The organism is Streptomyces sp. TOM-9 (assembly GCF_056858595.1).
In genome coordinates this window covers 6,392,266-6,418,712 of the sequence record NZ_JBXEQB010000001.1, presented here as the reverse complement: position 1 = coordinate 6,418,712, position 26,447 = coordinate 6,392,266, and the positions used below count along the sequence as shown (strand labels likewise).

Genomic DNA, 26,447 nt, shown 5'->3' with positions numbered 1-26,447 from the left:
CCGCTAGCCGGTCATCTCCCCCACCAGACCGGTGGTGTGCCGGCCCGCCCGGAACTCCGGGCGGGCCAGCACCTTGCGCAGGAAGCCCGCCGTGGTGCACACACCCTCGCCGCGCACCCGCAGTTCCTCCAGGACGCGGTCCATCCGGGCCAGCGCCCGCTCCCGGTCCGGGGCCCAGACGACGGCCTTGGCGAGCAGGGAGTCGTAGTCGGGGCCGATCCGCCAGCCGGGGAAGGCATGGGTGTCCACCCGTACGAAGGGCCCGCCGGGCACCTCGAACTCCGTGAGCAGACCCGGGGTCGGCGTGAAGTCCCGTGCGGGGTCCTCGGCGTTGACCCGGCACTCGACGGCGACCCCGCGGTGCACGACGTCCTCCTGGCGCAGGGTCAGCGGATGGCCCGCGGCGACCAGGATCTGCTCACGGACCAGGTCGATCCCGGTGACCATCTCGGTGACCGGGTGCTCCACCTGGAGCCGGCAGTTGATCTCCATCAGGTGGAAGTCGCGCTCCGGGGTGAGCACGAACTCGAAGGTGCCCACGCCGGTGTAGCCGACCGCCCGGGCGCCGCGCACGGCCGCGTCGCACATCTGCGACCTCAGCCGCGCCGGCAGGTCCGGGGCGGGGGTCTCCTCCACCAGTTTCTGGTGGTGCCGCTGCACCGAGCAGTCGCGCTCGCCGAGGTGGACGACCGCGCCGTGCCGGTCGCAGAGCACCTGCACCTCCACGTGGCGGGCCCGCTCGACGTACCGCTCCAGGTAGAGCCGGTCGTCGCCGAAGACGGCGCGGGCGTGCGCCGCGGTGCGCTTGTAGGTGTCCAGCAGCCGGTCCGGGTCGGTGACCGCGGCCATGCCGCGTCCCCCGCCGCCCGCGACGGCCTTGAGGATCACCGGGTAACCGGTCTGCTGCGCGGTCTCCTTGGCGTCGGCGGCGCCGGCCAGCGGGCCCGTGCTGCCGGGCAGCACGGGCAGTCCGGCCTCGGCCATCAGCGCGCGGCAGGCGGCCTTGTCGCCGAGCCGGGACAGCACCTCGGGGGAGGGCCCGATGAAGGTGAGGCCGTTGGCCTCGCAGACCTCGGCGAAGTCGGGGTCCTCGGACAGGAAGCCGTAACCGGGGTGGACGGCCTGCGCGCCGGTGCGGCGGGCGGCCTCGACGACGGCGGGGATGTTGAGGTAGCTCGCCCTCGCCGGGGGCGGTCCGATGTGCACGGCCTCGTCGGCGAAGCGCACGACGGCCGAGTCGCGGTCGGCGGTGGAGTACACCGCGACGGTCCGGATGCCGAGTTCACGGCAGGCGCGCGCGACCCGCAGCGCGATCTCGCCACGGTTGGCGACCAGGACGGTGGAGAACACCGGCCCTCACTCCCCCACCGGTATCGGCTCCAGTGCGATCAGCGCCTGCTGGAACTCGACGGGCTGCCCGTCCGGGACGACGACCTCCACGACCCGGCCGGCCGCGTCCGCCTCGACGATGCTCATCATCTTCATGACCTCCAGGACGCCCACGGGCTGGCCGGGGCGGACGAGGTCGCCGACGCTCACGCACGGGCGCTCGCCGGGTTCCGGGGCGTGGTAGAAGGTGCCCACAGTGGGAGCGCAGACGTAGTGAACCGCCGTGGAGTCGCACGCTCCGTGCGCCTGTTGCGCTCCCGGTGCGCCCTGGGCCCGGCCGGCGGAGGAGGCCGGTGCGGGGGCGGCCGCGGGTGCCGCGGCCGGGTCCGCCGCCGGAACGGGTGCGGCGGTGTGCGCGGCAGTGGACGCGGGGGGCTGCGCCTGCGGTTGCGGCCACTCGATCTCGACCGCCGTCTGCCCGTGGCGCAGCCTGATGCGCTGCGGCGGGGTGGGCATGGAGCGGGCCAGCTCGGTGGCGCTGCGGCAGACCGCCTCCAGCACCGGGAGCGCGGCCGGCGCACTGCCGGGGGACGTTCCGTTGAGGGCCTTGCCCGCGCCCGGGGGGCGGGCCGTCCTGTCGTCGCCGTGGAGTGTCACGGTGCTGCCTCCTCCTCCAGTCGGCCGAAACGGTGGAACCGGTCGCGGCGCTCGGCCAGCAGCCGGTCGGGGGCCCAGGGACGCAGTTCGTCCAGGGCGGCCGAGAGCGCGCCGCCGACGAGGGCGGCCGCGTGGGCGTGGTCCCCGTGGGCGCCGTCGGGCGGCTCGGGGACCACACCGTCGACGATGCCCAGCCGGAGCAGATCGCGGGCGTGCAGCCGCAGGGCGGCCGCCGCCGCGGGGGCGGCGCCGGGGTCCTTCCACAGGATCGCGGCGCAGCCCTCGGGGCTGATCACGGAGTAGATGCCGTTGGCGCTGACCAGGACCCGGTCGGCGACGGCGAACGCCAGTGCGCCGCCGCTGCCGCCCTCGCCGGTGATCACGGCGACGACCGGCACGGGCAGCCGGGCCATCAGCCGCAGGTTCTCGGCGATGGCCAGGGCCTGGCCGCCGCTCTCCGCCTCCGGGCCCGGGTTGGCGCCCGGGGTGTCGATGAGGGTCACCACCGGCATGCCCAGCTTGGCGGCGGTGCGCATCAGGCGGGCCGCCTTCCGGTAGCCGGCCGGGGTGGCCATGCCGAAGTGCCGCCGCCTGCGCTCCTCCAGCCCGGGTCCGCCCTTGTGGTGGCCGATCAGCATGACCGGGCTGCCGTGGAGCAGGCCGGGACCGCCGATGACGGCCGGGCAGTCGGCGGCCAGCCGGTCGCCGTGCAGTTCGTGGAAGTCCTGGAGCAGATGGGCCGCGTAGTCGGCCGCCGTGGGCCGCAGCGGGTGCCGGGCCAGCCGTACCGCCTCCCAGGCGTCCCGCTCCGGCAGTTCGTCCGCCGTGCGGACGACGCGGACCGCGGGCCCGCGCTCCCGCTCCGCCGCGGCGCCGCCGGAGCGCAGCCGCAGCAGCCGGGCCAGCGTCGGGCGGAGCGCGGCGCGGGGGACGACGTCGTCGATGAGGCCGCGCGCGAGGAGGAACTCCGCGGTCTGGAAGCCCTCGGGGAGCCGCTGGCCGGTGGTCTGCTGGATGACGCGCGGCCCGGCGAAGCCCATCCGGGCGCCGGGCTCGGCGATGATGACGTCGGCGAGGGTCGCGTAGGAGGCGGCGACGCCGCCGTAGGTGGGGTCGGTGACCAGGGACACCACCAGGACGCCCGCCTCGTCGAGTTCGGTGAGCGCCTGGGCGGTCCTGGCCATCTGCATCAGCGACAGGGCGCCCTCCTGCATACGGGCGCCGCCGGAGGCGGTCACGAGCAGCAGGGGGACGCGCCGTCGCAGACTGGTCCGGGCGGCCCGGGTGATGTGCGAGCCGACGCCCAGGCCGAGGCTGCCGCCGAGGAAGTGGAAGTCCATCGCGGCGACCACGACCGGCTGTCCCTCGACGGTGCCGTGCACGCAGACGACGGCCTCGTCCAGACCGGTCGCCGCGCGGGCCTCGCGCAGCCGCTCGGCGTACGGGCGGGTGTCCGTGAAGCCCAGCGGGTCGTGCTCCGCCGGCCGCTCGCCGCGCTCCGCGGCGAGCGGCCGGCAGGAGCCGGGGTCCAGCAGCTGGTCCAGCCGCTGCCGGGCGGTGAGCCGGCCGTGCGCGCCGCACTCGGGGCAGACGCGCAGCGTACGGGTGTAGCGCTTGCCGTAGACGAGCGCGGCACAGCGCTCGCAGCGCACCCAGTCCGGCTCGGCGGTGGCCGTGTCAGCCACTGCGCTCCCAGCGGTAGAACTCCCGTGCCATGGCGTCCTTGGGCTCGCGCCAGGTCTCGGGGTCGTACGCGGAGATGAAGGACGACAGCTGGTCGCTGATGTCCCGGAACGCCGGGTGGTCCTTGTACCTGCCGACCTCCGGGCCGGGCGGCCGCTCGGCCTCGACCAGGTGCAGGTAGACGTCGCCGAACTGGAACAGGCTGCGTCCGGTGACGCCGATCAGCCCCGGCAGTTCGCCCTTGTCGGACTCGGCGAAGACCTGCGCCACCTGCTCCTCGACGCCGGGCTTCATCCTGGCCACGATCAGGCTGCGGTAGGTCTTCATGCCGCGCCGCCCCCGTGGCGCTGCACGATGCGCTCGCGGATCAGCTCCAGCTGGATCTTGGAGTTGTCGTTGATCCGGGCGGTCATCGCCTCGTCGTCGAGGGGGGCGCCGGGCTTCATGGCGAAGTCCTGGGTCCAGCGCATCCGGGTGCCGCCGGGGACCTCCTCGTACTGCCAGTGGATGTCCATGTACTGGAACGGGCCGGTCTCGACCCGGTGCGCGCGCACCGTGCGGGTGGCGCGGTCGGCGGTCCGCTCGGAGACCCAGCTCCACACCTGGCCGTGCTCGTCGGGGTGCATGGTGAGCCGGAAGACGACCCGGTCGCCCTCGCGCTCCACGATCTCCACGGAGGCGTACTCGCTGAACAGGTCCGGCCAGCCCTCCACGTCGTTGGTGACGTCCCAGACGACGTCCATGGGGGCGGGGATGGTGATCTCGTTCTCGGTGTGGCCGGGCATGGTCAGACTCCTGCCTTGAGTGAGTTGTTCACGACGTCCATGAAGGCGCCGGGGGTCTTGCACGAGTCGGCGTCGCCGGCGATCGGGATGCCCCGGTCGTTCTCCAGGGCGCCGACGATGCCGAGCAGGCCGAGCGAGTCCAGGCCGTACTCGGCGAAGGGCGTCTCGGGGTGGCCGGTCAGCAGGGCCACGTCGACGGTGATGCCCGCATTGGACTTCATCAGGGTGGCGAGTTCGCCGTAGGTCAGTTCCTTGCTCATGGAAGAGCTCTCCTTCACTGCGCCTGCGCTACGCCCGGACGACCAGGGCCGAGTTGGAACCCATGAGGCCGCGGCTGAGCACCAGCGCGGTCCGCAGTTCCGCCGGCCGGGGCCGGCCGATGACCAGGTCGAGGTCGTGGCAGGTGTCGGTGATGTTGGGGGTGGGGGGCACGACTGCGTGCCGCAGGGCGAACACGGCTGCGGCCACGTCGAGCACCGGGGCGCCGCAGTAGGCGCGGCCGGTGCCGGTCTTGGGGGCGGTCACGGGAATCTTCCGGGCGCGCTTGCCGAACACGTCGGCCAGGGCCAGCGCCTCGGCGCGGTCGGCCTCCGGGGTGCCGAGTGCGTCGGCGAAGACGACATCGATGTCCCCGGGTGCGCACCCGGCTTCCGCGAGGGCGTCGCGGATGGCGCGGGCCAGTCCCTCACGGGACTCCGCCCAGCGCGAGGCCCCGGTGAAGGTGGCACCGTGCCCCGCGATGACGGCCTGCACCTCGGCCCCGCGTCCGGCGGCGTGCTCGGGGTCCTCGACCACGAGCATCGCGCCGCCCTCGGCGGGGGCGAAACCGCGGGCGTGCCGGGTGAAGGGCAGATAGGCCCGTTCGGGATCCTCCTCCAGGCTGAGTTCTTCGTATCCGAGCTGGCAGACACCCGAGTACGGCGCCAGCGGCGCCTCGGCGGCGCCGACGACGACGGCCCGGGTGCCGTTGCCACGGGTGATGTTGCGGCAGGCGTGGGAGATGGCGTCGAGACCACCGGCTTCGTCGCTGGCCACCACGCCGCAGGGGCCCTTGAAGCCGCCGCGGATCGAGATCTGACCGGTGCTCGCCGCGTAGAACCACGCGATGGACTGGTACGGGCCGACGAAGTTCGGCCCCTTGCCCCACAGGTGCTGCAGTTCGCGCTGGCCGAACTCGCCACCGCCGGAACAGGCCGCCGTCACCACTCCGATGTCGAAGGGTGACTCCTCGTCGAAGCGCAGGCCCGAGTCGGCGATGGCCTGGTCGGCGGCCGCCATCGCGAAGTGGGTGAACCGGTCGGTCTGCACGGTGTAGCGGTCCTCGACGACCGCCGACACCTCGAAGCCGCGGACCTCCCCCGCGACCCGAAGCGGCAGGTCCCGGCATCCCTCGCGGGTGACCGCGTCGAGGACGGCGACACCTTCCCTGGTCGCCTTCCAGAAGGCGTCGGCTCCGATGCCGTTCGGCGCGACGACGCCGATGCCGGTGACCACCGCTTGCGTGTTCATCGCTGGCTCCCCTCCGGTCGGTTGAGGACGACCGCGGACTGGAACCCGCCGAATCCGCTGCCGACCGACAGCACGGTGCGCAGCTTCAGCTCACGGGCGGTGCGCGGGACGTAGTCCAGGTCGCACTCCGGGTCCGGGGTCTCGTAGTTGGCGGTCGGCGGCACCACGCCGTGGGCGAGGGCCAGGGTGCAGGCGGCCAGTTCGATCGCGCCGATCGCACCCAGGGAGTGGCCGACCATGGACTTGATGGAGCTCATGGGCGTGGAGTAGGCATGCGCGCCCAGCGAGCGCTTCACCGCCGCGGTCTCGTGGCGGTCGTTCTGCTTGGTGCCCGAGCCGTGCGCGTTGACGTAGTCGACGTCCGACGGGTCGATCCTGGCGTGGTCCAGTGCCTGGTCGATGGCCTCGGACATCTCCAGGCCGTCGGTGGTGAGCCCGGTCATGTGGTAGGCGTTGCCGTACGTGGCGTAGCCACCGATCTCGCAGTAGATCCGGGCACCGCGGGCCTTGGCGTGCTCCAGTTCCTCCAGGATCAGCACGGCGCCGCCCTCGCCCATGACGAACCCGTCGCGGCGGGCGTCGAAGGGACGGGAGGCGTGGGCCGGGTCGTCGTTGTTGGGGGAGGTGGCCTTGATGGCGTCGAAGCAGGCCACCGTGATGGGTGAGATCGGGGAGTCCGACGCACCGGCGATGATGATGTCGGCGCGTCCCTCCTCGATGGTCTGGAACGCGTAGCCCACGGCGTCCAGGCCGGAGGTGCAGCCCGTGGAGACGGTCTGCACGGGACCGCGGGCGCCGTGCCGTTCGGCTATCTCCGAGGCGAGCGCGCTGGGCGCGAACGCCCGGTGCAGGTGCGCACCCGCCTGCCGGTGGTCGACGTCCCAGCGGGTGCCACGTTCACTGACGCGTATGTAGTCGTGTTCCAGCCGGGTGGTGCCTCCGACGGCGGTGCCGAGGGAGACCCCGACCCGCCAGGGGTCCTCCTCGTCCAGTTCCAGCCCGGCGTCGCGGACCGCCTCGGCGGCCGCGACGAGCGCGAACTGGACGTACCGGTCGGCGCGTTCCAGGTCCCGCGGGCTCAGCCCGCAGGCCGCCGCGTCGAAGTCGACCTCAGCGGCGATGCGGGACCGGAAGCCCGTCGGGTCGAAGAGCGTGATCCCGCGGGTCGCCGTCCGGCCGGCGGTGAGCAGTTCCCAGAAAGCGGGGACCCCGACACCGCCGGGGGCGACGACACCGGCCCCGGTGACCGCCACCCGGCGGGTCATGACGCCGCGTCCTCGGTCTGCTCGGTGGGCTCGGTGTCGACATGGCCCAGCTCCGGGCGCGGAGCGAGCGGACCGAGGTGGAAGACAAGCCGGGCCTCGGTGTCGCCGACGTTGCGGAAACGGTGGCGGACGTACGGCGGGATCATCAGGCCCTGCTCCGGGCGGAGCACGTACGGCTCCCCGTCGAGGTCCACCTCAAGCGCACCGCACACCACGTACACGAACTCCTCCGAGTACGGGTGGTAGTGCTCGCCGATCCGGTCACCGGGCTCCACGAGCGCGACGCCCATGAAGCCGCTGGTGGCGCCGCACGCGGTCGGGGTGAGCATCGCCCGCAGGTCGCCGCCGCGACGGCGGTTGTGCGGGGTGTCCCCCAGGTTCACGATGGTCGGCGTGAACGGGACGTTCCGTTCGTTGGTCAGAAGATCATCCATGCTTGCCTCCTCCGGCGGGGCCGGCCCGGGGCGCACCCCGGGCCGGCCGGTACCTGCCGGCTGCCGATGGCTCGTACGGGTCAGGACGTGGCCGCGCTGCGGTCGGTGACCATGCGCATGTCGTATTCGACGAGGAACCGCTTCAGGCCCTGCTCGTCCGCGAGGTCCCAGTCGGGACCGAGGTCGAGCAGCCGGGCGAGGACGCCGGCCTTGTGCTTGCCGGCGGCACCCACGGCGATGAGCGAGGCCTCCTCGACCGGGACCCGCAGGTCGACCAGGCGCACCACGATGTCCTCGCTCTCGCGCAGGAAGACGGTGCTGCGCGCGAGCGGCCCCTTGCGGACGTCCACGGCCTCCTCGTCCTGCTGGGCGAGCATCTTGGCGACGGCCTGGCCGGAGCCCGCCTTGGCCGGGTAGATCAGGGCGTGGCGGCTCAGGCCCTCCGGCCGGTCGGTGCCCTTGGCGACGTGGTGCACGGCCGGGAGCGCGGCGCGGGCGAAGAACTCCCGTGCCGAGCCCGGGTCGTTGAGATCCCGGTCCACCTCCAGGTAGGGGTTGATGGCTTCCTCGACCGCCCGCACCTCGGGCTGGCGGGCGACATGGCGCAGTGCCCTGGCCAGGTCGCCCTCCACCTCCACGGCGCGCACGACGCGGTTGCCGTGCATGAACAGCGAGGTGCGGCGCAGCCGCGTGTTCTCGTCGACCACGGCCTGCGGCGAGGTGTAGCCGGACAGGATGTCCGCCACCTGCTGTTCGCTGCCGGGCTTCACGGTGAAGGTGATGGCGTGGCGGATGATCCCGTCCCCGACCCTCGGCACGGTCTGCATGCGACCGGACTCGTAGGAGGTACGGGTCTCCCGCAGCACCCCGAAGCGGAGCGAGCGGGTGTCCTTCACGCAGCCGTGCATCGGCTGCACCATCTCCAGATGGGTCGGGCTGTCCACCCAGGCGAGGAAGTGCAGCGCACTCTCCCACTCACTGGTGATCAGCCATTGCGAGGGATTTTCGATCGACTGGCAAAGCTGGTCGCTGACGTGTCCGGGCACGGCAGCGACGTGGCGGCACATCTGGTCATACGCGTCAAGAAACCGCTGCTCGGCGTCGTCTTCAACATCAAGCATGAGGACGACGCGCAGGCGATTGCCATCGAGCGCGGACTGCGAGACCTTTTCGGCCTGGGCCGGCATATTCCACCTCTTCCGAGAGCGAGCAACCCCCGAGGTCCGTCGTCCAACGATCGTGCTGTGGTGGCCCAACCGGTGCGAGATATGTGATCCAATTGGGTGACGGGCGAAAATACCCCCGGTAATCGGGCATCAAGGGAGCTATGACTCCACAGGCCGAAGACCGGGTTCCGGTCCTCATCGTGGGGGGCTCCCTCGTCGGGCTCTCCAGCTCAGTCTTCCTGGGCCGGCTCGGCGTCCGGCACGTCCTCGTCGAGAAGCACCCGGGTACCTCCATCCACCCCCGTGGCCGCGGCAACAACCTGCGGACCATGGAGCTGTTCCGTACCGCCGGGGCCGAGCCGCTGATCCGGCGGGCCGCCTCCGTACTCGCCGACAACCACGGCATCCTGCAGGCCGACTCACTGACCTCGGACAACGCCGAATGGCTGTTCCGGGAGATCGACCCGGGCGGCCGGCTGTCCGGCATCAGCCCCAGCGGCTGGTGCCTGTGCAGCCAGAACGACCTGGAGCCGGTGCTCCTGGACTACGCCCGCACGCTCGGCGGCGACCTGCGCTTCAGCACCGAGCTGGTGTCGTTCACCCAGGACGACGACGGCGTCACCTGCGAGCTGATGGACCGGGAGACCGGCGACCGCAGCACCGTCAGGACCGACTACCTGGTCGCGGCCGACGGTCCGCGCAGCCCGGTGCGCAGCGCACTGGGCATCGGTCACACCGGACGCGGCGACCTCTTCGCCAACATCAGCGCGACCTTCCGCGCCAAGCGGCTGGCCGACGCGGTGGGCGACCGCTACTTCATCGCGTGCTACCTGACCAATCCGGACGCCGACGGCGTGCTGCTGCCGGTCGACAACCAGGAGAACTGGGTCTTCCACGCGCCCTGGCACCCCGAGCGGGGCGAGTCGCCGGAGGACTTCACCGACCAGCGGCTGGCCGCGCACATCCGCACCGCGGTGGGCGTGCCGGACCTGGAGATCGAGATCACCGGCCGGGCCCCCTGGCGGGCCGCGGAGCGGGTCGCGGACTCCTACGGGCGCGGGCGGGTGCTGCTCGCCGGCGACTCGTGCCACGAGATGTCGCCCACCGGCGCCTTCGGCTCCAACACCGGCATCCAGGACGCCCACAACCTGGCGTGGAAGCTCGCCGCGGTGACCGGCGGCTGGGCCGGGCCGGAGCTGCTGGAGACGTACGAGGCCGAGCGCCGCCCGGTCGCGGTGGCCACCAGCGAGCGGGCCTCCGCCCGTTCCGCCGAGCACGCCCACCCGGGCTACGCGCCGCCGGCCGGCGGCGGGCCACAGAAGGGGGTCCTGGTGGTCGCGCTGGGCTACCGCTACCCCGAGGGCGCGTTCCTGGGCGCGGACCCGGGGCGGCCGGTCGTCCCCGAGGACTTCCGGCCGGTCGCCGAACCCGGTGGCCGTTCCCCGCACGTGTGGGTGACCACCCGGGAGGGCGAGCGCCGCTCCACGCTGGACCTGTACGAGCGCTCCATGGTGCTGCTCACCGGCGACGGGCCGAAGGGCACGGCCTGGCACGACGCGGCCCGCACGGTCGCGGAGCGCCTCGGGGTGCCGCTGCAGGCGTACCGGCTCGGCGAGTCCACGCAGGCCGACCTGGTGCCCGAGGCGGGCACGGACTGGACCGCGGTGCACGGCATGACGCCGAGCGGCGCGATCCTGGTCCGCCCGGACGGCTTCGTCGCCTGGCGGAGCCGCGAGGCCGTCGAGGACCCCGCGGCGACGCTGGACGAGGTCCTCACCTCGGTGCTGCGGCTCGGCTGACCGTACGAACGGCGGCCACCACGCTCACGCGAGCGCCGGTGGCCGCCGTTCCCGTTCGCCGGCGCCCTCGGCCCGGGGCGCCGCCGCCGGGGTTCGACGTCTCCCCCGCACCGCACGGCGGGAAGGGCTCCCTCAGCCCACCGGGCCGTCCCCGCCCTCCACCGAGGACCGTGGCGCGCCCGGCTGGGCGGCGGGCGGTGTCCCCTGCTGGACGGCGGGCGGTGCGGACGGACGGACCGCCGGTGACGCACCGGGCTTGGCTGCCGGAGGCACGGAGGGCCGACCGGCCGGTGACGCACCCGGCTTGGCTGCCGGAGGCGCCGACGGGGCGGCGGGAGGCGCGGAGGGGGAAGAGGGGGCCGCGGGGGCCGCGGGCTCCTTCACCCCCGTCCAGTCGGGGGCCGGCCAGCCGCGCCACGGCGAGTACGCGGGGTTGACCACGCACCGGGCCGTGAGCTCGGCCTTGGTGGCCTTGTCCACCGGGCAGGCCTTCACGAGGAACTGGCGGGCGATGCCCCCGGGGAAGACCACGCCGGTACGGGCCGAGCGCAGTTCACGGGTACCGAGGGTCTCGTCGAGCTCGATGCCCCCGGGGGCGTCGATGTAGTAGTGGTAGGCGGCCGTGTGCTGCCTGAGGGCCTCGCGGTCGTAGGTGGTGGCCACGAACGGCGAGGGTTGCTCGCGGCGGGCGTAGGCCTGCAGGTCGTACTCGCCGTCGCCCACGTCCTCGGGACGCAGGCCGTCCTTGAAGACGGTCTCCGGCGGGCGGTCGTCGCCGTGGAAGAGGGCGTTGCAGTTGGAGCGCCAGGTCGGCTCGTCGGGCCTGATCCGGTCGAGGTCGACGCTGGTGTCCGCGGCGGCGTAGAGCCGGTCGGGAACGACGGGGCACCATTCGGGGACGGCCGGGTCGCGTGGAAGACCCGGGGCGACGGCCGCGGAGGCCGTGCAGACGGGGAGTGCGAGCACCCCCAGCGAAAGGGCGGCGGCGCAGAGCCGGCGCAGCGTGCGCAGTGCGATCATATGCCCACGATCACCCCGGTATCGCCCGGTCGCCGGAATGGTCACCCTTGTCGGCGTGTCCCGCCGGAAGACGAAAGAGGCCCCTGCGCATCGTTGTGCGACGCTGCTGGGGCCTCTCGATTCGTCGTGGAGCCAGGGGGTGTGATCCACGACGCCATGGGACGACCGAGCCCGGGTCATGGGGGTCGTTGCTCCACAACTATACGAGACATCGCAGCCGAAACCTCGCGATGTGGGAGTGAGGTGGGACACTGACCTTGTAAACGCAGGTTTGCTGTTCATTTGGCGTTCAGCGGTCCATGACCCGCATTTCGAACCAGGTGGTCTTGCCGCGTGGCAGCAGATCCACCCCCCAGCGGTCGGCGAGCTTGTCGATCAGGAAGAGGCCCCGCCCGCTCACGTCCATCTCGCGCACCGGCATCAGGCAGGGCAGCGCCCGCGAGGGGTCGCGTACCTCCACCCGGATCCAGCCGCGGCGGCGCAGCATGCGCAGGCCGAAGGTACGGGCCCCGGTGTGACGCACGGCATTGCCGACGAGTTCGGAGACGAGTAACTCGACGACGTCGTTGAACTGGGGCAGACCCCAGAGCCGGAGCACCGAACGGCTCAGCCGCCGGGCCGTGGCCGCGGACTCCGGGCGCGAGGAGAGCCGCACCTCGTCCACGGAGGGATTCCCCAACAGATCGAGGGACGTCGCCGCCAGATCGTCGACCGCCGTGGGCGGCCACCCCGCCGCCGGGACCGTTACCCGCTGCGGCTGCTCAGATGCTCCCTGCTGCCCCGCCATGCTCTCATGATGGCCGTACGCGACGGCGGTTCGGGGCGGATCGGGGGAATTGACGGGGCGGAACGCGTCATTCCGAGTTGCCGTACCGGCATATGTCAAGGGCAATGATGGATCTCACACGACCCCTCCCACCTGCGCGAAGGGGGCATCGGAGAGGAACGGCCGACGAATCCGGCGCAGGTCGCCTTAAGGTCCTCTTAAGGTCGGCTTAAGGCGACCCGACGGGCACCGGCTGTCACTCAACCGGGTTGGGTCTAGCGGAACTTCGCCTTGCCCGGACCCTCCTCGACGAAGCTGCGCATGCCCGTCGTACGGTCCTCGGTCGCGAACAGCCCTGCGAACAGGTTCCGTTCGATGGTGAGGCCGGTCTCCAGATCGGTCTCGAGACCGGCGTCCACGGCCTCCTTGGCGGCGCGCAGCGCCAGCGCCGGCCCCCGGGCCAGCCGCTCGGCCCAGGCGCGGGCCTCGGCGTACACCTGCCCGGCCGGGACCACCTTGTCCACCAGGCCGATGGTGAGCGCCTCGTCGGCCTTGACCATGCGGCCGGTGAAGATGAGGTCCTTCGCCTTGGCGGGACCCACCAGGCGCGACAGCCGCTGCGTGCCGCCCGCGCCGGGGATGAGGCCGAGCAGGATCTCCGGCTGGCCGAGCTTGGCGTCCTCCGCTGCGACCCGGATGTCGGCGCAGAGCGCGAGTTCGCAGCCGCCGCCGAGGGCGTAACCGGTCACGGCGGCCACCACCGGCTTGGGGATCCGGGCGACCGCCGTGAAGGAATCCTGCAGTGCGCGGGACCGCACGGCCATGGCCTCGTAATCCATGACCTGCATTTCCTTGATGTCCGCGCCCGCCGCGAACACCTTCTCGCCGCCCCAGATCACGACGGCCCGTACGTCCTCGCGCCGGGAGGCCTCCTCCGCCACTTCGCGGAGCCGGTCCTGGGTCGCGACGTCCAGGGCGTTCATCGGGGGGCGGTCCAGGCGGATGGTGCCGACACCCTCGTCGACCTCGAGATTAACTGTCATGGCCGACGAGGGTATCCGTGAACGCCCGTTTACGCTGCGACGTGCCTCACGGGGCGCGTCAGGAGGCGGGGGTCCACTGGCTCCACGGCAGGTTCCAGCCGTTGAGCCCGTTCCACCACTGCACGGTCTTGTCGTGGGAGTTCTTGACCTGCACGACGTCACCGATCATCGAGTTGTTGTAGAACCACGAGGACGGGGTGTCGCCGCTGCCGCCGCGCACGTCCCGCAGGCCCACGCAGCCGTGGCTGACGTTGGCGTTGCCGAAGGTGCCGGGCGAGGCCCAGTAGTTGCCGTGGATGAAGGTGCCCGAGGTGGTCAGGCGCTGGGCGTTGGGCACGTCCTTGATGTCGTACTCACCGCCGAAGCCCACGGTGTCGCCGTTCATGCGCGTCACCTTGTACCGCTCGGTGATGACCATCTTGCCGTTGTAGGTCGTCGTGCCGGGCCCGCCCGAGGTGATCGGGATGGTCTTCAGCAGGCTGCCGTCGCGGTAGACCTTCATCGTGTGCTTGGCGGCGTCGACGATGCTGACCTGGCTGCGGCCGATGGTGTAGTGCACGTCCTTGGACTGGGTGCCGTAGACGCCCTTCGCGCCCTCGACCCCGTTCAGCCGCAGGGAGAGCGTGATCTTGGTGCCCTTGGCCCAGTACTTCTCGGGACGGAAGTCGACGCGCTGGTCGCCGTACCAGTGGCCGACGACGGGGACCGAGGGGTTCGCGGTCACCTCGATCGCGTCCTGGACCGCCTTCTTGTCGGTGATCGCCCGGTTGAACTTGAGCGAGACCGGCATGCCGACGCCGACCGTCTGGCCGTCCTCGGGGGTGAAGAAGCCGATGAAGGTGTCCTTCGGGGTGACCGTGGTGAAGCTCGCGTGCTTGGCCGACTCGCGGCCCGCACCGTCCTTGGCTATCGCGTCCACCGAGTACTCGGTGGAGGTGCCGAGCGTCTCGGTCGGCTCCCAACTGCTGCCGTCGGCGGATATCTTGCCCTCGACCGGGTCGCCCTTGCCGCTCTTGACCACGACCGAGGTCAGCTTGCCCTTGCCGGCGGTGACCTTGAGGTCCCCCGTCGTGGCCACCTCGTCGGCCCCGTCCTCGGGCGCGATGGTCACGACGGCCTGCGACTCGGTCGTGTCCCCCTTGCCGCCCTGTGAGGCCGAGGCACCGGGCCTGGCCTTGTCCCCGTCCTTGCTGTCGCCGCTGGCGCTGCCCCCGCACGCGCTGACCAGGAGCAGCATCGCCCCCACCGCGAGGGCCAAGGTGGTCCGCCTTGCGCCCGGCGCGCCCTGTATCGCCTTCAACTCACGTCTCCCCAAAACCGGCCCGTGGCCCCGTGGCCCAAGGGTGAGTCCCCCTCACCTAGCGCTTAGAGAACCACACGGAACCGGTGTTGTGGATCCCGGTATTGTCACCGTTCCGTCCCAGTCGCGGGGCCCGGCCTCAGCCGCCGGCCGCCCACTGCTCCCAGGCCATGTTCCAGCCGCCCAGGCCGTTGTCGGGAGCGACGGTGCGGTCGTGGGAGTTGACGACGGTGACGAGGTCGCCGACGAGCGAGTGCGCGAAGAACCAGGCCGCCGGGGTGGCCGTCCCGCCGCCCTTCACGTCGAGCAGGCCGACGCAGCCGTGGCTGGTGTTGGCCGCGCCGAAGGTGCCGGGGGTGGCCCAGTAACTGCCGTGCACGAAGGTGCCGGAGCGGGTCAGCCGCATGGCGTGCGGGACGTCGGGGATGTCGTACTCGCCGCCGAAGCCCACCGTGTCCCCGTTCATCCGGGTCAGCCGGAGCTTCTCGGAGATGACCATCGCGCCGTTGTACGTCGGGTTGGACGGGGCGCCCGCCGAGATCGGCAGGACGCGCGTGACCTGCCCGCCGCGGCGCACCGTCAGGGTGTGCGCGGCGGCGTCGACGGTGCTGGTCTGGTCCCGGCCGATGTCGAAGGTGACGTCCTTGGACTGCACCCCGTAGACCCCGGGGCCGGTCTCGACGTCGAGCAGCCGCAGCGAGAGCGTCACCTTCGTGCCGGGGACCCAGCGCTCGCGGGGGCGGAAGTCCAGGCGCCGGTCGCCGAACCAGTGCGGGGCGATCTCGACGGCGGGCGAGGAGGCGACGCGGACGGCGCGCTCGACGGCGGCGCGGTCGGTGACCGGCCGGTTGAAGTCCAGGGAGACGATCATGCCCGTGCCGACGGTCTGCCCGTCCTCGGGGGTGAAGTAGCCGATGAGGGTGTTCTTGGGGACGAGGGTGGTGAACACCGCGTGCTTGGCGGCCCGCCGGCCCCCCGTGTCCTCGGCGACGGCGTCCACCGTGTACTTCTCCGACAGCGACAGCCTGGACCGGGCGTGCCAGCGGGAGCGGTCGGCGGTGAACACGCCCTCGACCACCTCCCCCTCCCCGTCCTCGACGTGCACGGAGGTGAGCAGGCCGTCCTCGGCCTCGACCGTCAGCGGGTCGTCCGCCTCCACGTCACGGGCGCCGTCCCCCGGAGTGATCCTGATCCTCGCCTCGGACACCTTCGGGGTGTCGTCGGCCACCGCACCGCTGTCCGCCGGCCCGAACCCGAGCCCGCACGCCGTCAGCATCCCCGCCAGCCACATGGCGGTGGCAAGCCCCGCCCCCGCGCGCAGAGCGCGCCGCACCGCAGTCGTCACGCTCGGTCAACGACCGGACGGCCCCGGGGAAACGTCTGCGGCGCGTCCGATCGATCACGCGTGTGACGCCGCAGGGTGAACGGGAAGGTAAAGCGGGAGGGCGCGACGCGCGCGCGGAGGGACACCGCGCCGCGCACGGGCACGGCCGGCGCCGGCCGGGTCCGGCGTCCCCCGAGCCGCAGGAGGCGAGCACGTGTCGGAGACGCGCGAGGACGAATCGGTCGACCGGGCCGGAAAGCTGCGCCCGAACGGCCACCGGACCGCCCCCGTGGCCGTGCCGCTGCCGCGCCCGGAGACCGCGCCGGCCGTGCCGGGGCCCGCCGGGGCCGGGGACACCCTGGTGTGGCCGGGCAGCCCGCAGCCGCTGGGGGCGCGCTTCCACACCGGCCCCGACGGACGCCCGGGCACCAACTTCGCCCTGTGGGCGGGCGGCGCCGAGTCGGTGGAGCTGTGCCTGTTCGACGACGAGGGGACCGAGACCCGGGTCCCGCTGACCGAGCTGACCCACGAGATCTGGCACGGCTTCGTGCCCGGGGTCCTGCCCGGCCACCGGTACGGCTACCGGGTCGGCGGCCGCTGGGACCCGTGGACCGGTGCCCGCTGGAACCCGGCCAAGCTGCTGCTGGACCCGTACGCGCGGGCGGTCGACGGCGACTTCACACTGCCCCCCGAGGTGTACGGCCACGTCCGCGACTGGCCGGAGCAGGAGGTCGCCGACACCGTGCGGGACAACCGCGACTCGGCCCCGTACGTGCCCAAGGGCGTCGTGGTGGATGACGACGACCCCTGGACGGACGACCGCAGGCCCAAGACGCCCTGGGCCGACTCGGTCATCTACGAGCTGCACGTCCGCGGCTTCACCATGCGCCACCCCGGCATCCCGCTCGAACTGCGCGGCACCTACGCCGGGCTGGCGCACCCGGCGGCGATCGAGTACCTCACCGGCCTCGGCGTGACGGCCGTCGAACTGCTGCCGGTGCACCAGTTCGCGCACGAGGACCACCTGCTGCGCCGGGGCCTGCGCAACTACTGGGGCTACAACTCGATCGGCTACTTCGCCCCGCACGCCGGCTACGCCGCCACCGGCACCCGCGGACAGCAGGTGGGCGAGTTCAAGCGGATGGTGCGCGCCCTGCACGACGCGGGGCTGGAGGTGATCCTCGACGTCGTCTACAACCACACCGCCGAGGGGAGCGAGTTCGGGCCCACCCTCTCCCTGCGCGGCATCGACAACCGCGGCTACTACCGGCTGCCGGGCGACGCGCGCCGCTACGCCGACTACACCGGCTGCGGCAACACCCTCCACGTCGTCCAGCCCCAGGTGCTCCGGCTGATCACCGACTCCCTTCGCTACTGGGTGACCGAGATGGGCGTCGACGGCTTCCGCTTCGACCTCGCCGCGGCGCTCGCCCGGTCGATGCACGACGTCGACATGCTCTCCCCCTTCCTCGCCGTCATCGCCCAGGACCCGGTGCTGCGCCGGGTCAAGCTCATCGCCGAGCCCTGGGACGTCGGCTCCGGCGGCTACCAGGTCGGCGCCTTCCCGCCGCTGTGGACGGAGTGGAACGACCGCTACCGCGACACCGTCCGGGACTTCTGGCGCGGCACCCAGCACGACGTGCGCGACCTGGGCTACCGGCTGTCCGGCTCCAGCGACCTGTACGCCTGGGGCGGGCGCCGTCCGTACGCCTCGGTCAACTTCATCACCGCGCACGACGGCTTCACCCTGCGCGACCTGGTGAGCTACGAGCGCAAGCACAACGAGGCCAACGGCGAGGACAACCGCGACGGCACCAACGACAACCGCGCCTGGAACTGCGGGCACGAGGGCGAGACCGACGACCCGGCCGTGGGCGGGCTGCGCCGCCGTCAGCTGCGCAACATGCTCTCGACGCTGCTGCTGTCGACCGGCGTGCCGATGCTGGTGGCCGGTGACGAGACGGGCCGCACCCAGGGCGGCAACAACAACGCGTACTGCCAGGACAACGAGATCAGCTGGCTGGACTGGTCGCTGCCGCAGGATCCTGACTGGGCCTCGCTGCGCGAGCTGACGGCCCGGCTGATCGCCTTGCGCCGCGCTCACCCCGTGCTGCGCAGGAGGGCCTTCTTCTCCGGCCGGCCGCAGTCCGCCGAGGGCCTGCGGGACCTGGCCTGGTTCACCGCGCAGGGCCGGGAGATGACCGACGGCGACTGGTACAGCCCCACGTCCACGCTCGGGATGTACCTGTCGGGCGCCGACATCCCGCACCGCGACGCGCGCGGCCGCCCGGTCACCGACGACAGCTTCCTGGCGGTCTTCCACGCCTCGCACCGCCCGGTCCGCTTCACGCTGCCGGGCGGGCCGTGGGCCAGGGAGTACGAGTTGCTGCTCGACACCTCGCGCGAGGACCAGACGGAAGCACCGGGCAGCCGGCACCGCGGCGGGAAGGCGCTGACCGTGCCGGGGAGGACGGTGCTGCTGCTGCGCGCCGTCTGAGGGACGAGACGCGGCGGCAAAGGTGTGGACTCGGCCAATTGGTCCAGTCCACACTGGTCGTCCGTGACCTCCGCACCTCCGCCATCGCCGCCGTGCGCCTCCGGCCGCGCCCTGCCGGCCACCCCCCGGGACCGCCTGTGGTCACGGGGGTTCAGCCTGTACTTCACCGCCCGCAGCGTCGCCATGCTCGGCGACTCGATGCTGCCCGTCGCCCTGTCGGCCGGGCTGCTCCAGCACGGCTACGGCGCGGGCGACATCGGCTACGCCATGGCCTCCTTCACCGCCTGCTTCGCCGGGCTGGTCGTCCTCGGCGGCGTGTTCGCCGACCGGTTCAGCGCCCGCGGCCTGATGATCGGCGCCGACCTGGTGCGGGTCGGCACGCAGTCCCTGGCCGCCTGGCTCTTCTTCTCGGGGCACGTCGTGCTCTGGCAGATCTGCCTGATCGGCGCCGTCAACGGCGTGGCGGGCGCCATGTTCCAGCCGGGGGTGGCCAGCACGGTGCCCCAGGTGGCACGGGACGTCCAGGAGGCCAACGGGGTGGTCCGCACCGCCGAGTCCCTGATGGCGCTGGCCGGCCCGGCGCTCGCCGGCGTGCTGGTGGCCTTCACCTCGGCGGGCGGGGTGTTCGCCGCGCACGCCGCCACGTACGCGGTGAGCGCCGTCTGCCTGCTGCTGCTCCGGCTGCCGGCCCGGACCGCGCGGGAGCCGCGGGACGCCGCCCGGCGCAGCAGCTTCCGGGCCGACCTGGTCGAGGGGTGGCGGGAGTTCCGGGCCCGTACCTGGATGTGGTCGGTGATCGTCATCTGGATGGGCTTCATGATCCTCGTCATGGGCCCGGTCACCCCGCTGGCGGCCGGCGAGATCCTGCCAGCGCACGGCCCGAAGGCGTACGGCCTGGTCTCCTCCGCCCTGGGGGCGGGCACCGCGCTCGGCGGGCTGCTGGCGATACGGCTGCGGCCGGCCCGGCCGCTGCGGGGCGGGGCCGTGGCGCTGTTCGGCTTCGCGCTCTACCCGGCCGCGGTCGGCGCCGGGCTGCCGGTGCCGGCGATCGCGGCGGCGGTGCTGGTCGCCGGGACGGCCTGGGCGTTCTGGAGCGTGATGTGGGCCACCAGCGTCCAGACCCAGGTGCCCGGCGAGATCCTCAACCGCATCCACGCCTACGAGGTCGCCGGCTCGGTCGCCATGCTGCCCGTCGGGCAGGCCCTCGCGGGGCCGGCGGCGGGTGTCTTCGGGGCGCGCCCGGTGCTGGTGGCCGGTGGTGCGGTGACCCTGCTGGTGTGCGTGGCGCTGCTGGCGGTGCCCGCCGTGCGCGACCTCGGCCGAAAATCCGGATGAGCGTTGTCGGTGGTCGCACGTAGTCTCTGAAACGATGCCTGAGTCGACCAACCAACCCGAGCCCGAACGTTCCCGATCCGCCGTGCGCTCACTGCTGCGCCTGTGGCCGTACGTGAAGCCGATCAGCCACCGGCTGTTCGGTTCCGCGGGCGTGGCCGTGGTCGCGTCGTGCCTGGCGCTGCTGATCCCGCTGGTCCTGAAGTGGATCGTGGACGGCCCGGTCGCCGACCACGAGCCGTCCGGGGTGTGGCTCGGCGGCGGGCTGGTGCTGCTGCTCGGTCTCCTGGAGGCCGGGCTCTTCGGCGTACGGCGCTGGCTGGTGGCGCGCCCCATGGCCGCGCTGGAGGCCGGGATGCGGGCCGAGCTGTACCGGAGGCTGCAGCGCCTGCCGGTGTCCTTCCACGACCGGTGGGGCTCGGGCCAGCTGCTCTCACGGGCCACGAACGACCTGCAGATCCTGCGGATGTTCCTGACCTTCCCGATGGTCTTCCTGGCGGTCAACACGGCCACCATCGCGGCGGGCTTCGGCATCCTGTTCGTGCAGCGCTGGTCGCTGGGGCTGATCCTGCTGGGCCCGGTCGTGCCGCTGGTGATCCTCTGCTCGTACTTCGAGGCGCGCTACCAGGTCGCCTCCCGCACCGCGCAGGACCAGGTCGGCGACCTGACCACGCTGGTCGAGGAGTCGGTGCTCGGCATCCGCATCATCAAGGCCTTCGGCCGGCACCGCAGCCAGGCCGACGCCTTCCGCCGGCAGTCGCGCGAGCTGCGCGGCACCGAGCTGCGCAAGGCCGGGCTGCTGGCGGACCTGTGGATGGTGATCACCGCGCTGCCGGACGTGGCGCTGGGCGCGGCGCTGGTCCTGGGCGCGGTGCAGGTCGCCGACGGCGACCTGTCGGCGGGCACGCTGGTCGCCTTCCTGTCCACGGCGCTCGCGCTGCGCTGGCCGGTGGAGTCGCTGGGCTGGCTGCTCTCCTTCAGCAACGAGGCGGCCACCGCCGCCGACCGCGTCTTCGAGGTCCTGGACACCGAGGTCCCGCCGGAGACCGGCTCGGGGACGGGGACCGGCCCGGTCGGCGGCGAGGGCGGGCGGCCCGCCGACGGCATCCGCTTCCACGCCCTGCGCTTCCGCTACCCCGACGCCCCCGAGGGCAGCCCCGACCTGCTCACCGGGATCGACCTGCACATCCGCAGCGGCGAGACCGTGGCGCTGGTCGGCGCGACGGGCAGCGGCAAGACGAGCCTGACCTCGCTCATCCCGCGGCTGTACGAGCCGACCGGCGGCCGCATCACGCTGGACGGCACCGACGCCGCGCAGCTCACCCGGTCCGCGCTGCGCTCCCTGGTCGCGACGGCCTTCGAGGAACCGACCCTGTTCTCCGCCAGCGTGCGGGAGAACGTGCTGATGGGCGCTCCCGACGCGGGCGAGACGGACCTGCTGCGGGCGCTGGAGATCGCCCAGTGCGACTTCGTCCACAAGCTGCCGCAGGGTGTGGACACCCAGGTGGGAGAGCAGGGCCTGAGCCTGTCCGGCGGTCAGCGGCAGCGGCTCGCGCTGGCCCGCGCGGTCGTCGGCCGCCCCCGCTTCCTGGTGCTGGACGACCCCCTGTCCGCCCTCGACGTGCACACCGAGGCCCTCGTCGAGGCGGCCCTGCGCCAGGTGCTGGCCACCACGACGGCGCTGGTGGTCGCCCACCGCCCCTCCACGGTGATGCTCGCCGACCGGGTGGCGCTGCTGTCGGAGGGCCGGGTCACCGCGGTCGGCACCCACCAGGAGCTCCTGTCCTCCTCCGCGGTCTACCGCCGCCTGATGTCCGGCCAGGACGGGAGCGCGCCCGCCGCGCCGGACCGTCCGCAATTCGAAGGGAGCAGCACCCGATGACCTCCGTCGCGGAGTCGCAGCCTGCCGAGCAGTCGGCCGACGGGGAACCGGCGGGGCACCGGGAGACCGAGGAGGCCCGGGAGGCCCGGCAAGCCCGGGAGGACGACCTCTTCGACCGGGACCGGCTCCCGGCGCCCGAGGGGGCGTCACGCGCCCTGCTGCGGGAACTGGTCGGGCCGCACCGGCGGCGCGTGTGGCTGGCGGCCGTGGTGCTGCTGCTGCAGCAGGCGGCCGTGCAGGCGGGCCCGCTCATCGTCGCGGTGGCCATCGACCGGGCCATCCCGGCGCTGCGCCGCGACGGCCACGGCCCGCTGATCGCGGTCGCCGTCGGCTACATCGGCTGCGCCGTCGCCGGCGGTCTCCTGCAGCGGACGTTCGTCCGGCAGGCCGGCCGGGTCTGCCAGGACGTGCTGGTCGACCTGCGCGGCCGGATCTTCCGGCACGCCCAGGCGCTCGGCCTGGACTTCCACGAGCGCTACACCTCGGGCCGGATCATCGCCCGCGCCACCTCCGACGTGGAGTCGATCCGGGAGCTGCTGACCGAGGGCCTCCAGGAGCTGCTGAACGTCGGGCTGTCGGTGCTCTACATCTCGGCCGTCCTGCTGTGGCTGGACTGGGGGCTCGGCCTGTTCGCGCTCGCCACCGCGGTGCCGCTGGTGGTGACCGTCCGGATCTTCCGGCGCCGGTCGGCCACGGTCTACACACGCCGTTCCGCGGCGATCGCCTCCGTCATCGTGCGCTTCACCGAGACGATGAACGGCATCCGGCCCGTACAGGCCTTCCGCCGCGAGAAGGCGAACGACGAGGCCTTCGACGAGCTCAACGCCGCCCACCGGCAGGCCAACGGTGACGCGATCCTGGAGATGGGCCGCTTCACCGTGAGTTCCTGGCTGATCGCCAACACCTCGGTGGCGCTGGTGGTGCTGTGGGGCGCGTACCGCGTCGCCTCCGGCTCGCTCGCGCTGGGCGTGCTCGCCGCCTTCGTGCTCTACCTGCGGCGGCTGTACGCGCCGATCGACCCGCTCGGCATGTTCCTCAACTCCTACCAGTCGGCGGCCGCCTCGCTGGAGAAGATCGCCGGGCTGCTGGCCCAGCGGCCGACGGTGCCCGAGCCGCAGACACCGCGGGCGCTGCCTGCCACGCCGGCGGACATCCCGGGCCGCGAGGTCGTCTTCGAGGGGGTCCGCTTCGCCTACCGCACGGGCGGCGAGGTGCTGCCCCGCTTCGACCTGCGGCTGCCCGCCGGGCAGACGGTCGCGGTGGTCGGCGCCACCGGCGCGGGCAAGTCGACGCTGGCCAAGCTGCTGGCCCGGTTCTACGACCCGACCGACGGCCGGGTCACCCTGGACGGGGTGGACCTGCGCGAGCTGGCCCTGCCGGAGCTGCGCCGCGGGGTGGTGATGGTGACCCAGGAGGCGTTCCTCTTCTCCGGCACGGTCGCCGAGAACATCTCCATCGGCCGCCCGGAGGCCACCCGTGAGGAGATCGAGGACGCGGCCAGGGCGATCGGCGCCCATGACTTCATCGCGGCGCTGCCCGAGGGCTACGACACCGACGTCCGCAAGCGCGGCGGCCGCATCTCGGCGGGCCAGCGCCAGTTGGTGGCCTTCGCCCGCGCCCTGCTCGCCGACCCGGCCGTGCTCATCCTGGACGAGGCGACCTCCTCGCTGGACGTACCGGGCGAGCGCGCGGTGCAGCAGGCGATGCGCGAGGTGCTGCGCGGCCGCACCGCCGTGATCATCGCCCACCGGTTGTCGACGGTGGAGATCGCGGACCGGGTGCTGGTGATGGACCAGGGCCGCGTCGTGGAGGACGGCACCCCGGCCGAACTCGTCTCCGGCGCGGGCCGCTTCGCCGATCTGCACCAGGCCTGGCGCGACAGCCTCGTCTGAGCCACCGGCACCTTCCGGGGCGTGCGGGGCCGGCCGGCCCCGCACGCCCCGGCTTCTTTCCGGCACGCTTCGCCCCTCCCTGTCCGGAATGCGAACCCGACGTCCCCCTCAAAGGACGAATTCGGCCAACTTCTCGCCACGTACATGACACCAAGCCGTGAACAGTGGCACTCTTCCCCCCGTCGGCCGTCAGTACGCCCACACACCGCACCGCTTCGTGCTGACGCACCGGCCGAACTCCGCACGTCCCACCCGCACGGCTAGTTCCGCCCGGGCAGCACACCCCGTCTGCCCGGCTGTCCCCGGCCGCCAACCGCGGCCGACGCAGTAGGAGTCCGAGTGAGACGATCCCCCCGCAAGGCAGTCGCGGCCGCCAGTGTGGTCGCCACCGCCGCGTTCATCGCCGTCGGCATACCGGCCACCTCCGCCACGGCGAACGCCGCCCCCCACACGAGCCAGCTCCGCACCGGAGCCCTCGAGGCGAAGCTCACCCCCGCCCAGCGCACCGCGCTCATCAAGAGCGCGAGCGACCGCACCGCCGTCACGGCGCAGTCGCTGGGTCTGGGCAGCAAGGAGAAGCTGGTCGTCAAGGACGTCGTCAAGGACGCCGACGGCACGCTGCACACCCGCTACGAGCGCACCTACGCCGGGCTCCCGGTGCTCGGCGGCGACCTCGTGGTGCACGCGCCCGCCAAGGGCACCGGAACGGTCGGCACGACGTTCAACACGAACCAGAGGATCACGGTCGCCTCGACGACGCCGAAGGTCGCCGAGTCCGCCGCGACGACCGCCGCGCTGAAGACCGCCAAGACGCTGAAGGCCCAGGCGCCCGCGGCCGACGACGCCCGCAAGGTGATCTGGGCCGGCCAGGGCACGCCGAAGCTCGCCTGGGAGACCGTGGTGAGCGGCCTGCAGGACGACGGCACCCCGAGCCGGCTGCACGTCGTCACCGACGCCGTGACCGGCAAGGAGCTCTACCGGTACCAGGACATCAAGACCGGCACCGGCAACACCCAGTACAGCGGCCAGGTGTCGCTGACCACGACGCTGTCCGGCTCGACGTACCAGCTGTACGACACGACCCGCGGCGGCCACAAGACGTACAACCTCAACCGCGGCACCTCCGGCACCGGGACGCTGTTCACCGACGCCGACGACGTCTGGGGCGACGGCACCGGCTCCAACACCCAGACCGCGGGCGCCGACGCCGCCTACGGCGCCCAGACGACCTGGGACTTCTACAAGAACACCTTCGGCCGCAGCGGCATCCGCAACGACGGTGTCGCCGCGTACTCGCGGGTCCACTACAGCAGCGGCTACGTCAACGCCTTCTGGGACGACAGCTGCTTCTGCATGACCTACGGCGACGGCTCGGGCAACACCCACGCGCTGACCTCGCTGGACGTCGCGGGCCACGAGATGAGCCACGGCGTCACCTCCGCCACCGCGAACCTCACCTACTCGGGCGAGTCCGGCGGCCTGAACGAGGCGACCTCCGACATCTTCGGCACGGGCGTCGAGTTCTACGCCAACAACAGCAACGACATCGGTGACTACCTCATCGGTGAAGAGATCAACATCAACGGCGACGGCACCCCGCTGCGCTACCAGGACAAGCCGTCCCGCGACGGCACGTCGCCCGACAACTGGTACTCCGGCATCGGCAACCTGGACGTCCACTACTCCTCGGGCCCGGCGAACCACATGTTCTACCTGCTCTCCGAGGGCAGCGGCGCCAAGGTCATCAACGGGGTCAGCTACAACAGCCCGACCGCCGACGGCATCGCCGTCGCCGGCATCGGCCGTGCCGCCGCGCTGCAGATCTGGTACAAGGCGCTGAGCACGTACATGACGAGCAGCACCAACTACGCGGCCGCCCGCACCGCCGCCCTGAACGCCGCGACGGCCCTGTACGGCGCCGGATCCGCCCAGTACGCGGGCGTGCAGAACGCCTTCGCGGGCATCGGTGTCGGCAGCCACGCGCCCGTCTCGGGCGTCACGGTCACCAACCCGGGCAACCAGAGCAGCACCGTCGGCACCGCCGCCAGCCTGCAGATCCAGGCCAGCAGCACCAACAGCGGCGCGCTGAGCTACGCGGCCAGCGGCCTGCCCTCCGGTCTGTCGATCAACGCCTCCACGGGCCTGATCTCCGGCACCCCGTCCGCCGCGGGCACGTACAACACCACGGTCACGGTCACCGACTCCGCGTCCAAGACCGGCACCGCCTCCTTCACCTGGACCGTCACCACCCCCGGTAGCTGCGCCTCCAGCCAGCTGCTCGGCAACCCCGGGTTCGAGTCCGGCAGCGCCTCCTGGACGGCCACCAGCGGTGTGATCACCAACTCCAGCAGCCAGGCCGCCCACGGCGGTTCGTACAAGGCGTGGCTGGACGGCTACGGCTCGACGCACACCGACACGCTCACCCAGTCGGTGACGATCCCGGCCGGCTGCAAGGCGACCTTCACCTTCTGGCTGCACATCGACTCCGCCGAGACGACCACCAGCACCCAGTACGACAAGCTGACCGTCACGGCCGGGTCGACCACCCTGGCCACCTACTCCAACCTCAACAAGGCCTCGGGCTACACCCAGAAGTCCTTCAGCCTGAACTCCTTCGCCGGCTCCACCGTCACCCTGAAGTTCACCGGCACCGAGGACTCCTCGCTGCAGACGAGCTTCGTGGTCGACGACACCGCGGTGAACACCAGCAGCTGACCCCCGTCGGCTGACCGCACACGCCGGGCCCGCTTGCGTGGACGTCCGG

Annotated in this window: 21 protein-coding genes; 6 read left to right on the top strand and 15 right to left on the bottom strand. The window is 72.5% G+C overall.

Features of this window, described 5'->3' with window-relative positions; translation table 11 throughout:
* Positions 1-3: 3 nt before the first annotated feature.
* The 10 genes from AC1VWI_RS29990 to AC1VWI_RS29945 all read right to left on the bottom strand — a co-directional run bounded on the left by AC1VWI_RS29990 (position 4) and on the right by AC1VWI_RS29945 (position 8,849).
* Positions 4-1,350: an acetyl-CoA carboxylase biotin carboxylase subunit gene (locus AC1VWI_RS29990; protein WP_499514112.1), complete on the bottom strand. Its 1,347-nt coding sequence runs from the start codon at positions 1,348-1,350 to the stop codon at positions 4-6.
* A gap of 6 nt (positions 1,351-1,356) precedes the next feature.
* Positions 1,357-1,986 carry an acetyl-CoA carboxylase biotin carboxyl carrier protein gene (locus tag AC1VWI_RS29985; protein ID WP_499514111.1) on the bottom strand — a complete coding sequence of 210 codons (630 nt, stop codon included), beginning with the start codon at positions 1,984-1,986 and terminating at the stop codon, positions 1,357-1,359.
* A complete protein-coding gene (gene accD, locus AC1VWI_RS29980) occupies positions 1,983-3,671 on the bottom strand; it encodes an acetyl-CoA carboxylase, carboxyltransferase subunit beta (protein ID WP_499514110.1) in 1,689 nt (562 codons plus the stop codon). The genes AC1VWI_RS29985 and accD overlap by 4 nt, the downstream gene beginning before the upstream one ends.
* Positions 3,664-3,996: a TcmI family type II polyketide cyclase gene (locus tag AC1VWI_RS29975; RefSeq protein WP_499514109.1), complete on the bottom strand. Its 333-nt coding sequence runs from the start codon at positions 3,994-3,996 to the stop codon at positions 3,664-3,666. Before AC1VWI_RS29975 ends, accD begins: the two co-directional genes overlap by 8 nt.
* Positions 3,993-4,454 (bottom strand): SRPBCC family protein, encoded by a 462-nt coding sequence (locus AC1VWI_RS29970; protein ID WP_499514108.1) that lies wholly within the window; start codon positions 4,452-4,454, stop codon positions 3,993-3,995. Before AC1VWI_RS29970 ends, AC1VWI_RS29975 begins: the two co-directional genes overlap by 4 nt.
* Positions 4,455-4,456: 2 nt before the next feature.
* The gene (locus tag AC1VWI_RS29965) at positions 4,457-4,714 is read right to left on the bottom strand and encodes an acyl carrier protein (protein ID WP_499514107.1); all 258 of its coding nucleotides are present in this window, start codon (positions 4,712-4,714) and stop codon (positions 4,457-4,459) included.
* Between the two features lie 28 nt (positions 4,715-4,742).
* Positions 4,743-5,963 carry a ketosynthase chain-length factor gene (locus tag AC1VWI_RS29960; protein ID WP_499514106.1) on the bottom strand — a complete coding sequence of 407 codons (1,221 nt, stop codon included), beginning with the start codon at positions 5,961-5,963 and terminating at the stop codon, positions 4,743-4,745.
* The gene (locus AC1VWI_RS29955; protein WP_499514105.1) at positions 5,960-7,228 is read right to left on the bottom strand and encodes a beta-ketoacyl-[acyl-carrier-protein] synthase family protein; all 1,269 of its coding nucleotides are present in this window, start codon (positions 7,226-7,228) and stop codon (positions 5,960-5,962) included. Before AC1VWI_RS29955 ends, AC1VWI_RS29960 begins: the two co-directional genes overlap by 4 nt.
* Positions 7,225-7,662, bottom strand: coding sequence for a cupin domain-containing protein (locus AC1VWI_RS29950; RefSeq protein WP_499514104.1), 438 nt, complete (start codon positions 7,660-7,662; stop codon positions 7,225-7,227). The genes AC1VWI_RS29955 and AC1VWI_RS29950 overlap by 4 nt, the downstream gene beginning before the upstream one ends.
* Positions 7,663-7,742: 80 nt before the next feature.
* A complete protein-coding gene (locus tag AC1VWI_RS29945) occupies positions 7,743-8,849 on the bottom strand; it encodes a SchA/CurD-like domain-containing protein (protein WP_499514103.1) in 1,107 nt (368 codons plus the stop codon).
* A 140-nt stretch (positions 8,850-8,989) separates the two neighbouring features.
* On the opposite strand from AC1VWI_RS29945, the gene AC1VWI_RS29940 reads away from it, so the two are divergent.
* Positions 8,990-10,627: an FAD-dependent oxidoreductase gene (locus AC1VWI_RS29940; protein ID WP_499514102.1), complete on the top strand. Its 1,638-nt coding sequence runs from the start codon at positions 8,990-8,992 to the stop codon at positions 10,625-10,627.
* 132 nt (positions 10,628-10,759) lie between these two features.
* On the opposite strand, the gene AC1VWI_RS29935 is transcribed toward AC1VWI_RS29940, so the two are convergent.
* From AC1VWI_RS29935 to AC1VWI_RS29915, 5 genes are all read right to left on the bottom strand, one after another.
* Positions 10,760-11,647, bottom strand: a complete 888-nt coding sequence (locus AC1VWI_RS29935) for a scabin-related ADP-ribosyltransferase (RefSeq protein ID WP_499514101.1) — start codon at positions 11,645-11,647, stop codon at positions 10,760-10,762.
* Between the two features lie 289 nt (positions 11,648-11,936).
* Positions 11,937-12,434: an ATP-binding protein gene (locus AC1VWI_RS29930; protein WP_499514100.1), complete on the bottom strand. Its 498-nt coding sequence runs from the start codon at positions 12,432-12,434 to the stop codon at positions 11,937-11,939.
* Positions 12,435-12,688: 254 nt separating this feature from the next.
* Entirely contained in the window at positions 12,689-13,456 is a 768-nt protein-coding gene (locus AC1VWI_RS29925; RefSeq protein WP_499514099.1) for an enoyl-CoA hydratase/isomerase family protein, read from the bottom strand.
* Between the two features lie 58 nt (positions 13,457-13,514).
* Positions 13,515-14,693, bottom strand: a complete 1,179-nt coding sequence (locus AC1VWI_RS29920) for a L,D-transpeptidase (protein WP_499516956.1) — start codon at positions 14,691-14,693, stop codon at positions 13,515-13,517.
* 202 nt (positions 14,694-14,895) lie between these two features.
* Positions 14,896-16,047 (bottom strand): L,D-transpeptidase, encoded by a 1,152-nt coding sequence (locus AC1VWI_RS29915; RefSeq protein WP_499516955.1) that lies wholly within the window; start codon positions 16,045-16,047, stop codon positions 14,896-14,898.
* A 334-nt stretch (positions 16,048-16,381) separates the two neighbouring features.
* Here AC1VWI_RS29915 and glgX point away from each other — a divergent pair, with 334 nt between their 5' ends.
* The 5 genes from glgX (at position 16,382) to AC1VWI_RS29890 (ending at position 26,398) form a co-directional block, all read left to right on the top strand.
* A complete protein-coding gene (glgX, locus tag AC1VWI_RS29910) occupies positions 16,382-18,577 on the top strand; it encodes a glycogen debranching protein GlgX (RefSeq protein WP_499516954.1) in 2,196 nt (731 codons plus the stop codon).
* Positions 18,578-18,712: 135 nt separating this feature from the next.
* Complete coding sequence (locus AC1VWI_RS29905; RefSeq protein ID WP_499516953.1) at positions 18,713-19,912, top strand: MFS transporter; 1,200 nt, start codon at positions 18,713-18,715, stop codon at positions 19,910-19,912.
* Positions 19,913-19,946: 34 nt separating this feature from the next.
* Positions 19,947-21,791 carry an ABC transporter ATP-binding protein gene (locus tag AC1VWI_RS29900; RefSeq protein ID WP_499514098.1) on the top strand — a complete coding sequence of 615 codons (1,845 nt, stop codon included), beginning with the start codon at positions 19,947-19,949 and terminating at the stop codon, positions 21,789-21,791.
* A complete protein-coding gene (locus AC1VWI_RS29895) occupies positions 21,788-23,683 on the top strand; it encodes an ABC transporter ATP-binding protein (RefSeq protein ID WP_499514097.1) in 1,896 nt (631 codons plus the stop codon). Before AC1VWI_RS29900 ends, AC1VWI_RS29895 begins: the two co-directional genes overlap by 4 nt.
* 339 nt (positions 23,684-24,022) lie before the next feature.
* Positions 24,023-26,398: a M4 family metallopeptidase gene (locus AC1VWI_RS29890; protein ID WP_499514096.1), complete on the top strand. Its 2,376-nt coding sequence runs from the start codon at positions 24,023-24,025 to the stop codon at positions 26,396-26,398.
* Positions 26,399-26,447: the final 49 nt, after the last annotated feature.